The sequence below is a fragment of the Thalassotalea algicola genome (assembly GCF_012932965.1).
Lineage (GTDB): Bacteria > Pseudomonadota > Gammaproteobacteria > Enterobacterales > Alteromonadaceae > Thalassotalea_F > Thalassotalea_F algicola.
The window spans coordinates 218820-230443 of record NZ_JABBXH010000003.1 but is presented as its reverse complement, the minus strand read 5'-3'; the positions used below and the strand labels follow the sequence as shown (position 1 = coordinate 230443).

Genomic DNA, 11624 nt, shown 5'->3' with positions numbered 1-11624 from the left:
GATGAAAATGATATAGAACAACTTTCGCTTCAACAGCATTAACTTTGGAGAATAATTTGTCAGATATGCAAGACGACAATTGACGGCTTATTTCGAAAAATCCATTAACTTAACCATACCTGTATATTTTTCGAACACTCTGCTGTAAAAAGCATCCTTAAAGGTCAACACACATTAAATTCTATGTAATAATATGCGATTACATTTTTGATGCGGATTGGTTATGCAAAACATCGAGGTCAGAGGCGCGCGAACACACAATTTAAAGAATATAAGTCTTGAAATTCCTCGCGACAAACTGATAGTAATTACAGGTTTATCTGGCTCTGGTAAGTCTTCTCTTGCTTTTGATACGTTATATGCTGAAGGCCAACGACGTTATGTTGAGTCACTGTCGGCTTATGCTCGCCAATTTTTATCGTTGATGGAAAAGCCAGACGTTGATCATATAGAAGGCTTATCGCCAGCAATCTCAATAGAGCAAAAGTCTACGTCGCATAATCCCCGTTCAACAGTTGGTACCATTACTGAAATATACGATTATTTACGCTTACTCTATGCCCGTGTTGGTGAGCCTCGTTGTCCAACACACAAAGCACCACTAGCGGCGCAAACTGTTTCGCAAATGGTGGATAAAGTATTGTCACTTGAAGAAGGCACAAAAGTGATGATCCTTGCGCCAGTATTACAAAATCGTAAAGGTGAGCACGTTAAGTTGTTAGATAACTTAGCGGCACAAGGCTACATTCGGGCGCGTATTGATGGCGAAGTTTGTGACTTATCCGATCCTCCCACATTAGAACTTCACAAGAAGCATACGATAGAAGTTGTTGTTGACCGTTTAAAGGTACGAGACGATATCCAGTTACGCCTATCTGAATCTTTCGAAACCGCTTTAGGCCTTACCGCAGGTACTGCCAAAGTAGCGTTTATGGACGAACCTGAGCGCGAAGAATTGTTGTTTTCGGCAAATTTTGCCTGTCCGCATTGCGGCTATAGCATGCAAGAATTAGAGCCTCGTTTATTTTCATTTAACAACCCAGCTGGCGCTTGCCAAACTTGTGATGGTTTAGGCATACAGCAATTCTTTGATCAAAACCGCGTAATATCTAACCCTGAGCTAAGCCTTTCTGGTGGCGCTATTCGTGGTTGGGACAAACGTAACTTCTACTATTTTCAAATGTTGCAGGCTTTGGCTGATCACTACGAATTCACTGTTGATACGCCATATGAAGAGCTGCCAGAAAAAGTTCAGCAACTTGTACTTTATGGTAGTGGGAAAGAAAGTATTGAATTTAAGTACATGAATGATCGTGGTGACATTGTCGTACGAAATCATCCATTTGAAGGCATACTGAACAATATGCAGCGCCGTTATAAAGAAACGGAATCAAATGCTGTACGTGAAGAGCTCGCGAAGTATTTAAATAATCAACATTGTACCGATTGTGGTGGCTCAAGACTTCGTTTAGAAGCGCGTAATGTATTTATTAGCGAAAAACCACTACAACATATTGCGGAACTTTCGACTGCAGATGCATTGAGCTTTTTCCAAAATTTAAATCTCACAGGCCAAAAAGGTCAGATTGCGGAAAAGATATTAAAAGAAATTAATGACCGATTAGGCTTTTTAGTTAACGTAGGCCTAAATTACTTAAACTTGTCGCGAAGCGCAGATACCTTATCAGGTGGTGAAGCACAGCGCATTCGTTTAGCGAGCCAAATTGGCGCAGGCCTCGTAGGTGTAATGTATGTGCTAGATGAACCATCAATTGGTTTGCATCAACGAGATAACGAACGCCTTTTAAGCACCCTGACTCATTTACGAGACTTAGGAAATACCGTAATAGTGGTAGAGCACGATGAAGATGCAATTCGTGAAGCAGATCATGTGATTGATATTGGTCCAGGCGCCGGTGTTCATGGTGGTGAGATCATAGCCTCTGGTACGGTAGACGATATAACCGGCAGTGAAGACTCACTTACCGGTAAGTACTTAAGCGGAAAAGAATGTATTGAAGTGCCTAGTACTCGTGTACCTTACAACAAAGACAGTGTAATTGAATTAAAAGGTGCCAGCGGGAATAACTTAAAAAATGTTAATTTAACTATTCCAAATGGTTTAATGACGTGTATCACTGGTGTATCTGGATCAGGTAAATCAACTTTAATTAACAATACACTATACCCACTTGCACAAACCGAGTTAAATGGCGCAACAACAAACGACCCTGCTCCTTATAAAGAAATCACAGGTCTTGAACATTTAGACAAAGTAATTGATATCGACCAGAGCCCAATTGGCCGTACGCCACGTTCAAATCCTGCAACTTATACCGGGATCTTTACTGCTGTTAGGGATATCTTTGCCGGAACGCAAGAATCTCGTTCTCGCGGTTATAAACCAGGACGCTTTAGTTTCAACGTAAAAGGTGGCCGCTGTGAAGCTTGTCAGGGTGATGGTGTTATTAAAGTGGAAATGCATTTCTTGCCTGATGTTTATGTACCTTGTGATGAATGTAAAGGTAAGCGCTATAACCGTGAAACGTTAGAAGTAAAATATAAAGGCAAAAACATTAACGAAGTGCTGAATATGACGATTGAAGATGCACTTGAATTCTTCAACGCTATTCCTGCAGTTAAGCGCAAGCTACAAACCTTAATGGATGTCGGTTTAAGCTATATCACTTTAGGGCAATCAGCAACAACGCTATCAGGTGGCGAAGCGCAACGTGTTAAATTAGCCAAAGAGCTGTCGAAACGAGATACCGGTCAAACACTTTACATTTTAGATGAACCAACAACAGGTCTTCATTTCCACGACATTAAGCAATTACTGCAAGTTATTCATCGCCTGCGCGATCATGGCAATACTATTGTAGTGATTGAGCACAATTTGGACGTGGTAAAAACCGCCGATTGGATTGTCGATTTAGGACCTGAAGGCGGTTCTGGTGGTGGTGAAATTTTGGTAACAGGTACACCAGAACAGGTGGCTGAGCATAAGGGTTCTCATACCGCGAGATTCCTTAAACCATTACTTAGCTAATACCAAATAAACAAACTTACAAAAAATATCATCTTAGGCTAGCGAATCACGCTAGCCTAATCCTTAGCAATCCAGTAGGATATTTCTCGATGTATTACAAAGAGATATATAAATGGATTCTCGTTGGCAAAACCGTTTAATTTACCTACTAGCATTTAGTAGTGGCTTTTCAATTATGGGCGTTGAGTTATTGGGCGGTAGAATATTAGCGCCTTATTTCGGCAGCAGTGTGCATATATGGGGCAGTATTATTACCGTATTTATGCTCAGCCTATCTATTGGTTATTTATATGGTGGCAAGCTTTCAACAAAAAATGCCAACCTATCCCGCTATGGCTTAATTTTTATTGTAGCTGGCATATTGGTGCTACCTATTGCGTTATGGGCAAATCCAATTATGGAAAGCATTTTTATGGCGGTAGAAGACTCTCGCTATGGTTCGTTACTCGCCGCTAGCGCATTATTTTTATTGCCAACCATTGTCTTAGGTATGATTTCCCCTTATTCAGTACGTTTATTAGTTACCCATAAAGAAGAAAGTGGCCAAGTTGCTGGTGTTTTGTATTTTGTTAGCACCTTAGGTTCCGCGCTCGGCACAATAATCACTTCTTTCTACTTTGTGCTCTACTTTGAAGTAAACGCTATTATCATTAGCTTTAGCCTTTTATTAATGGCACTTGGTGCAATTGCTTTGCTATTTGCCAAAGCAAAGTCAAACCAAGTATTAGCGTCCGATAAGGAGCTAATCAGTGAGAATTAATCATCTATTGGGGTTGTTACTGCTTGTAGTTAGTAATTTTGCTTTGGGCAAAGTTATCCACCAAGAGCGTTCGATGTACCGCAATATTATTGTTGAAGACTCCGGCAACCTACGCTGCCTAAAATTTAACGTAAAAAGCAACAAAACTAATCAAAGTTGTTTCTTAAAGTCTGAGCCTAACCGGTTGGTCTTTAATTACACTAAGCTCTTGTTCTCTGGCATGATTGTAAACCCTAACCCAAAACGTATTTTGATTATTGGTTTGGGTGGCGGCACCATGTCGAATACCTTACACCAATTATTACCAGATGCAGAAATTGAAAATATCGAAATTGACCCTGCGGTTATAAAAGTTGCTCGTCAATATTTTAGTTTTTTTGAGAACGATCATGTCACTAGTGTAGTGAAAGATGGTCGTATCTATATGAAACGAGCGTTGATCAAAAAGCAAAAATACGATTGGATTATTCTCGATGCATTTAATGGTGATTATATCCCTGAACATTTAATGACCAAAGAATTTCTAGAAGAAACCAAGGCGTTATTGTCTGAAAGTGGGGTAGTAACCGCCAATACTTTTTCTGTTAGTGAATTATATAATTATGAATCCGCTACTTATCAATCTGTTTTTGGTGAGTTTTTCCAAGTTAAAAATCGCAAAAACGAAAATAGAATAATATTAGCGACTAAAGGCCAACTGCCAAATCAAGAGCATTTGAAAGGTGACTTGGCTACATTACACGATAGATTACGCCCTTTTGGCGTAAATATATTAGATGTATTCAAAAGTTTTACCAAAGAGCAGGACTGGCCTGAAAATACCCCAGTACTGACCGATCAATTTTCACCAGCAAATCTACTTAATCAGTAAAACTAGCATTAAACATCATTAACGCTAGCGAGAAACTGCTGCTCCGCCGCTTGGTCTTCAAATGATAAATAATCAAGCGGCAAGCAATAACTGTCATTATCGCTGCAGGAAATAAGCAAAGACTGATGGGTAAGTGCCAACCAACTTTTTGAACGCTTTATTCTCGCTTCTGTAATCGTTCTGCTCGCTTTTCGCCAAAGCACGGCATCACCTTTTCGAATGACCAAGTTATCATCAAGTTCTATCGACAATGCCCCTTTATTCGCAAATTTAGGCGCAAAGATTTGCGCTAAAATGATAATCCCAGCAATAATTAAAAAGGACATCCAGCTAAACTCTTTGCCTTGCCAACTGTCCATCATCAAATTAATTACCCAAATAAAGGTAATAGATATCACTGGTAACCGCCAAGTAGCTGGCTCTCGCTTATATTTTGGGGTCAAATTAAAGTGCTTCACCCTTTATTTGCTCACTTCTTGAGTATGTACAGAGCTAAATTCGACATCAAACCCTTTCGCTATTTGCTGCAAACTCATCATAAAGCTCAACATCAGTAACAGATCGTCAATTAACCAATAGGTTGCAGCACCTGTCATAATGACAACAAGCATTAAGCTAAGCGCAGGAAAAAACGAGGCTAAAAATGGTGATTTGATTAAGTGTTTATGTAAGATATTTTTCACACTTAGATAAAAAAGAAAACTTAAACCGGCGCCCAGTATTGCTGAAAACAGCAAAGGAATAAGATTAACAACAGCAAGTCTGGTTTCGTCGTTAAACGCCCTAAGAGCAAATAATGTCGCAGCCATAGAGACATTTAAGGTGATCAGCGTCGCGACCAATTTCTGTTTATTTTCCATTATTTCTCCTTCCCTAATCCTAATTGCAGTAAGTCCATCACAGCGAGTAACTGCGCAGCTTCTGCATTCTTTTCTTGTATTAAACCTTTAACCACGCCTGCTTGATCTTCACTTTTACGATGCTGTCCAAGCTTAGCTTTAGCTTCAATTCGCTCAATGTGTACTCGAAAGCCAACGATACCTTTAGCTAGTTTTTGTTGAAACTCGATAGGCATTATTGCTTGGTTATCAAGCAAGGCAGGTTGGTATTTCGCCACCAACTTTTCTACTGCTGATAAGGTGTTGCTATCGTCTAACCACTCAATAGTGCCATGCATATGCACAGCAACATAATTCCAGGTTGGAACCGCTGGCGAATTGGCATACCAATTTGGTGCAATGTAATAATGAGGACCACTAAATACTGCCACTACTTTGCTACCAGATGCTTCCTTAGCATGCTGGTTATTACGAGCAAGGTGGCCAAATAAAAACTGATTTTCAGCTTGATAAATAAGCGGCACATGACTGGCTTCAAGTGAAGGCGATATTAATGTAGCAAAACCGAACTTATCGACAATATCGGCAATTTGTTTAGGGTCAGTAATTTTCCATTTATCTGGTACGTGCATCCTTGCTCCTTTCGCTTATTTTTTCCGTTTTAATGACAGTTTATTGCCTGAAGACTTAGCTTTAGCTGGTTTATTATCTATTCGGTATTTACCGCTACTTTTTGGGTTGGGTGAGTCAGCTTGATTGACGATATCAGCATAAGGGCGTTTTGAAATATGTGATTGAGCTTGTGTATCCGCTTTTGCAGACGTTTTACGCGAGCCTTTTACCGCCTCATTAATTTCGCTCAGCTCTGCTTCACTCAAATCTCGCCATTGACCGGGTTTTAATCCCTTTAAATCAACATTCATAATGCGAGTTCGTTTAAGCTTAGTTACTTCATAACCTAAGTATTCACACATTCGGCGAATTTGGCGGTTCAAGCCTTGGGTGAGAATGATCTTAAACACAAAACGACTGACCACTTCTACGCGACATGGATTAGTAATAGTCCCAAGTATTGGGACACCACGAGACATTCTTTCGATAAAACGCTCGCTAACTGGCTTATCAACAGTCACAACATATTCTTTATCATGCGCATTTTCGGCGCGAAGAATTTTATTTACGATATCGCCATCACTGGTTAAAAAAATAAGTCCTTCTGATGGTTTATCTAAACGGCCTATTGGAAAAATACGTTGCTTATGTTTAATCGCATCAATGATATTACCCTTGACGTGACGCTCGGTAGTGCAAGTGATGCCAATGGGCTTGTGGTATGCAATGTAAATACGATCAGACTTATTGTCAGCGCTAGCGCCAATGGTTTTACCATCAACCGCAACAACATCACCCGGTAAGACTTTAGTACCCAACTCGGGTGTTTTACCATTAATTGTTACGCGCTTTTTCTCAATTAACTTATCAGCTTCTCGGCGCGAACAATGGCCAGATTCACTGATAAATTTATTTAATCGCTTACCGTTTTCAGTCACTTTTTAACTCAGAAAAATAATTTTCGCCACTATACCCTAATTTCATCTTTTACGCTTTTTTAGCCATATAATTTGTTACAAATTTAGACATTTATTTCAAAAAAAGGTATTTTTACCACAATATCTAACACAGGAAATATCAATCAATAATGTCAGGATATAGTCGTATCTCTTGGCTGTTACTTGCAGCACTGCTAAGTTTTAGCACCATTTCAATCGCTTCTGAAGATCGCGTTTATCGTTATCACTCAAAAAACGGTACGTTATCGTTTTCAGATATTGAGCCTATCGATACTTATTATGAAGAGGTTAATTTCGGTTGTTATGCCTGTGGTGTTTATTCCGAAATTGATTGGCTAGAGACCAAGCTATACCCCAATGCCTTTGCCGATGAAATTGAAGAGGCCGCTCGATATTATCGAGTAGATGCAAATTTAGTTAGAGCGATTATTCATGCCGAATCGCATTTTCGTGTTAATGCTATTTCTAAGCAGGGTGCACAAGGCTTAATGCAGCTAATGCCAGCGACAGCGCGAGAACTTGGTGTTAGAGATCCGTTTACCGCAAAACAAAACATTCAAGGTGGCGTCAAACATCTCGCTAAGCTAATGAAAAAATACTATGGCAATATTCGCATGGTATCAGCTGCGTACAATGCCGGTGAAGGCAATGTAAAAAAATACAACGGCATTCCACCTTTTGAAGAAACTAAAGTCTATATTGAACGCGTAGAAATTCTCCATAAGCGCTACGGAAAACTTATCCGCACTTAATCAAGTATTTGTCACCAAAAACAGTTAAATGAAATGAAAGCCGCTTATAGCGGCTTTTCTTATTCAATGCAGATCTTTTAGGTAGGCAAACGATTTAAACAGTGTTAATTTCGCTTTCTAAACTTTTTTATTTGCGCTGCGCCAACTAGCTCACTCTAGCGACAAGGCTTCGAACTCCTCAAGCCTGGAATTTTTTTGATGAATGACTTACTTAAGCAAATACATGAAGAAGCTTCTGTTTTTCTAGGCAAAGGACAAGTTGCTCAATACATTCCCGCACTTGCCACGGTTGATCCTATGCAGTTTGGCATAGCAATTTGTGACGCAAATGGGAAAACCTATTCGTATGGCGATGCAGAAACGCCTTTTTCTATTCAAAGTATTTCTAAGGTATTTAGCTTAACACTTGCTATGCATATGCACGGTGATGAGATTTGGCACAGAGTTGGCCGAGAGCCATCAGGATTACCATTTAACTCACTTGTACAATTAGAGCATGAACAAGGTATTCCGAGAAATCCGTTTATTAATGCTGGTGCATTAGTGATTTCAGATATGGTTGAATCAAGTTTTGCTTCCCCAGAGCTCGCAGTTCGAGACTTTGTCCGAACGCTATCAGGCAATAGTGAGATCAGAATTGATAGAAAAATTGCGGAGTCTGAATACGCTCACAGAGCACGAAATGCTGCCATGGCTTATTTAATGCAATCGTTTGAGAACTTCAATAATGACGTTGAAAAAGTGCTAATGAATTACTTTTCTACTTGTGCACTAAAAATGACCTGTGTTGAGCTAGCTAAATCGTTTAGCTACTTAGCTAATAAAGGCGTAAACATAACCAATCAGCAACGTATACTAACAGAGCGTCAGACAAAACAAGTCAATGCACTCATGGCAACTAGCGGACTTTACGACGAAGCCGGCCGGTTTGCTTTTGAAGTGGGTTTACCTGGAAAAAGCGGCGTTGGTGGTGGAATAGTTGCCATTGTCCCTGGCGTATTATCGGTATGTGTATGGTCACCTGCGCTTAATGCAACCGGTAATTCATTAGTGGGTGTTGAAGCAATGAAAATACTCACAAACCATATAGATTGGTCTGTTTATTAAGTTTGTCATGCTAATCAGCCCGCTTACATATACTTTTTAGTTTTTCTGGTTGCTTGTGCATTCGCCGGATCGTCAGGCCAAAAATGTTTCGGGTATCGGCCCTTCATTTCTTTTTGTACCGCGTTATAACTGCCCTGCCAGAATCCAGCCAAATCCTGAGTCACTTGAATAGGCCTACCTGCTGGCGACAATAACTCAAGCGTCAAATTTACCCCGTTGCCACGTTCCTTGTCCCCCACTTGTGGAGTATTGGCCTCCCCATAAACTTCTTGCATAGGTAAAGAGACAATCGGTGAGTGTTCATTAGTATACCTGATTGGACATTTTCTCCCCGTTGGCCCAGAAAAATATAGCGGCGCACAACGAGCCAATTGTTGCTGCTGATTGAAATCTAACATCGATTTAAACATCATCTCGAATTCTAAACTTATCAACTTAGACTTCTTCCTAATATCACCAACGTAAGGGCTAAACCAACGTTCAAGATTGGCCAATAACCAAGGTTCATCGGCTTGATTAAACCCTAATTCAGGTTGATGAAGTGCCAACCAATTAATCCGCGCCAATAGCTGAGATTGGCTATCAGAAAGTGATAACCACGATATTCCTTTACGTGTTATCTGTTCACACCACATCGTGGCAATTTGTTGCTCATCTAACGTTTGCGTGGTCGGCTTTTCACTTAATACGATTGCCCCTAATTTACGCTGCTCACTGGCATTAATTTTATCCCGCTGTTCATCGTAATTTAGCTGCTCACATACTGTTGTCGAGACAATATCCCAGGCTTCCAACTCCGCTAATGTGACAGGTGCTGCCAATGAAATAAGCTGCTTATCTTTTAATTTAATGGTGCTCGCTGCCACCAAGAGTTCAGCATCATTAAGCGTATCTTCACTGGCTAAATTTAATCCTTTTCCGTTAAAAGCAATAAAAGCGCCTTGTTGATGCCTATTTGCAGCAATGCGTTCAGGAAACGCTAGGGCAAGTAATACCCCGCAATGACTATAAGAAAAGCTACTTTGCCAAGATACGGCCAGTTGTTGTGCCAAATTTTTTGCTTGTTTTATGATGCGGCCAAGCTTTCCTGATAAGTTAGCTTTAGAGTGGAGTTGATTTTCTATAAATGAAATACGAGTAGTTATATCTGCATTATTCTTAGCCACCGACGGAGAAAACACATCCCTTTCCTCCAGTAGTGCCGCCAATAAACAAGCTAAATTCACAAGATTAGGATCTTCAAACTGTTGACCAATTCGTTGCGCAGACACCAACATATTGCCGTATCGAGGATGACAGGAAAGTTGTGCTACTGTTTGACCATGTGCCGTTAATTTATTGTCAGTATTAACAATACGTAACTGCTGCAACTCCTGCCATGCAAGTTGCTCTTTCACTGCGTTTGGCAGTTCCAAAAATGGTAAATCCGACAGTTTGGTAACACCCCAACGTGCGGCTTCAATTAATACCGGTAATAAATCAGTTTGCAAAATGTCACTTATTGCTTGCTCTGGTCGACGTTGAAAGTCTTCTTCAGAATAAAGCCTAATACACTGACCTGCGCTTAAACGCCCTGCTCTACCTGCTCGCTGGATCGCTGACGCCTTACTAATTGGCTTTTGAATAAGCTGGTTGGTTAAGGTTTGGCTATCGTAAATGGCTGCCTTTTCAAAACCTGCATCAATTACCAGTGTAATACCTTCAATGGTTAAACTTGTTTCTGCAATGTTAGTGGCAAGCACCAGTTTACGTGCGCCATTAATTGGTTTCATGGCTTTTTGCTGCTCACTTATCGGCAACTCTCCATACAAAGGAGCTAGCAATAAATCGTCTGGCAAAAAGCACTCAAGCCGCTCAATTAAAAACTTAATATCTGCAACACCAGGCAAAAAAACTAAACACGAGCCGGAGTGAATAAACGCGTCTTTTTTGATTACACTCAGTGCATGTTCGCGCCAAAATTTATTGGTTGGTACCGATTGATAATGACATTCAACAGGAAAGCTGCGACCTTCACTTACGATAAACTCTGCTTCAGGAAATTTCGTCGATAGCTCTTCATTCGATAATGTCGCCGACATCAACACAAGTCTCAGATCTTCACGCAGTCCAAGTTGACAATCCCTAGCCAAAGCAAAAGCTAGATCTGCCTGCACAGAGCGTTCATGAAACTCATCAAACAAAATCAAGTTAGCATCGGCCAACTCTGGATCATTTTGAATCAGCTGGGTTAATATCCCTTCGGTAATTACCTCAATGATAGTGTTAGCAGATACCCGACTATCATTTCTCAGGCGATAGCCAATCGTTTGCCCTACTTCTTCACCTAGCTGCTGTGCGAGGTAACAGGCAATATTTTTTGCGGCGACTCGCCTAGGCTGTAGTAAATAAATTTTTTGATTGGCAAATTCAGTATCTAATAACCACAAGGGCAATACTGTCGACTTACCTGCCCCAGGTGGCGCCGTCAGTATCACTAAATTGCTTTGTTCAATAGCAGTCAAAAATGATGTTTTTATTTGATTTATAGGCAACAAAGCAATTTCTCTAATTCTTTCACTAGCGCGATTTTACCTGTTGTTCCTGCAGCTTTAAAGCTGATGACTCCTCTCTTTTAACAAAGCTTCATCTCAATGTAACTTTTCTGTCACGAGTTCGTCGTCTTAGCGCTCTAG

General features: G+C 40.4%; 10 protein-coding genes. 5 read left to right on the top strand and 5 right to left on the bottom strand.

Going from position 1 to position 11624, the window contains the following annotated elements; translation table 11 throughout:
* Nucleotides 1-223 precede the first annotated feature (223 nt).
* From uvrA to HII17_RS09760, 3 genes are all read left to right on the top strand, one after another.
* Entirely contained in the window at nucleotides 224-3049 is a 2826-nt protein-coding gene (gene uvrA / locus HII17_RS09770) for an excinuclease ABC subunit UvrA (RefSeq protein ID WP_169075189.1), read from the top strand.
* Nucleotides 3050-3161: 112 nt separating this feature from the next.
* Nucleotides 3162-3809, top strand: a complete 648-nt coding sequence (locus HII17_RS09765; RefSeq protein ID WP_169075188.1) for a fused MFS/spermidine synthase — start codon at nucleotides 3162-3164, stop codon at nucleotides 3807-3809.
* Complete coding sequence (locus HII17_RS09760; protein ID WP_408033886.1) at nucleotides 3799-4680, top strand: spermidine synthase; 882 nt, start codon at nucleotides 3799-3801, stop codon at nucleotides 4678-4680. The genes HII17_RS09765 and HII17_RS09760 overlap by 11 nt, the downstream gene beginning before the upstream one ends.
* Before the next feature lie 8 nt (nucleotides 4681-4688).
* Here the strand turns inward: HII17_RS09760 and HII17_RS09755 are convergent, their stop codons facing one another.
* From HII17_RS09755 to rluF, 4 genes are read right to left on the bottom strand one after another with little or no spacing between them, the layout of a single operon-like run.
* Nucleotides 4689-5123 (bottom strand): hypothetical protein, encoded by a 435-nt coding sequence (locus HII17_RS09755; RefSeq protein ID WP_169075187.1) that lies wholly within the window; start codon nucleotides 5121-5123, stop codon nucleotides 4689-4691.
* Nucleotides 5124-5141: 18 nt separating this feature from the next.
* Complete coding sequence (locus tag HII17_RS09750; RefSeq protein WP_169075186.1) at nucleotides 5142-5540, bottom strand: hypothetical protein; 399 nt, start codon at nucleotides 5538-5540, stop codon at nucleotides 5142-5144.
* Nucleotides 5540-6151, bottom strand: coding sequence for an FMN-binding negative transcriptional regulator (locus tag HII17_RS09745; RefSeq protein WP_169075185.1), 612 nt, complete (start codon nucleotides 6149-6151; stop codon nucleotides 5540-5542). Before HII17_RS09745 ends, HII17_RS09750 begins: the two co-directional genes overlap by 1 nt.
* 15 nt (nucleotides 6152-6166) lie before the next feature.
* The gene (rluF, locus tag HII17_RS09740; protein WP_169075184.1) at nucleotides 6167-7069 is read right to left on the bottom strand and encodes a 23S rRNA pseudouridine(2604) synthase RluF; all 903 of its coding nucleotides are present in this window, start codon (nucleotides 7067-7069) and stop codon (nucleotides 6167-6169) included.
* A 149-nt stretch (nucleotides 7070-7218) separates the two neighbouring features.
* Here rluF and HII17_RS09735 point away from each other — a divergent pair, with 149 nt between their 5' ends.
* Together HII17_RS09735 and glsB are read left to right on the top strand one after the other, a co-directional pair.
* A complete protein-coding gene (locus HII17_RS09735) occupies nucleotides 7219-7842 on the top strand; it encodes a lytic transglycosylase domain-containing protein (protein WP_169075183.1) in 624 nt (207 codons plus the stop codon).
* A gap of 198 nt (nucleotides 7843-8040) precedes the next feature.
* The gene (gene glsB, locus HII17_RS09730) at nucleotides 8041-8949 is read left to right on the top strand and encodes a glutaminase B (RefSeq protein WP_169075182.1); all 909 of its coding nucleotides are present in this window, start codon (nucleotides 8041-8043) and stop codon (nucleotides 8947-8949) included.
* 23 nt (nucleotides 8950-8972) lie between these two features.
* Here glsB and hrpB read toward each other — a convergent pair whose 3' ends face one another.
* Nucleotides 8973-11483 (bottom strand): ATP-dependent helicase HrpB, encoded by a 2511-nt coding sequence (gene hrpB, locus HII17_RS09725; protein ID WP_268969151.1) that lies wholly within the window; start codon nucleotides 11481-11483, stop codon nucleotides 8973-8975.
* Between the last annotated feature and the right edge of the window lie 141 nt (nucleotides 11484-11624).

What these genes read in the sequence shown, in the direction of transcription:
- uvrA (WP_169075189.1), top strand. Translation starts at nt 224, where the DNA reads ATGCAAAACATCGAGGTCAGAGGCGCGCGAACACACAATTTAAAGAAT.
- HII17_RS09765 (WP_169075188.1), top strand. Translation starts at nt 3,162, where the DNA reads ATGGATTCTCGTTGGCAAAACCGTTTAATTTACCTACTAGCATTTAGT.
- HII17_RS09750 (WP_169075186.1), bottom strand. Translation starts at nt 5,540, where the DNA reads ATGGAAAATAAACAGAAATTGGTCGCGACGCTGATCACCTTAAATGTC.
- HII17_RS09745 (WP_169075185.1), bottom strand. Translation starts at nt 6,151, where the DNA reads ATGCACGTACCAGATAAATGGAAAATTACTGACCCTAAACAAATTGCC.
- HII17_RS09735 (WP_169075183.1), top strand. Translation starts at nt 7,219, where the DNA reads ATGTCAGGATATAGTCGTATCTCTTGGCTGTTACTTGCAGCACTGCTA.
- glsB (WP_169075182.1), top strand. Translation starts at nt 8,041, where the DNA reads ATGAATGACTTACTTAAGCAAATACATGAAGAAGCTTCTGTTTTTCTA.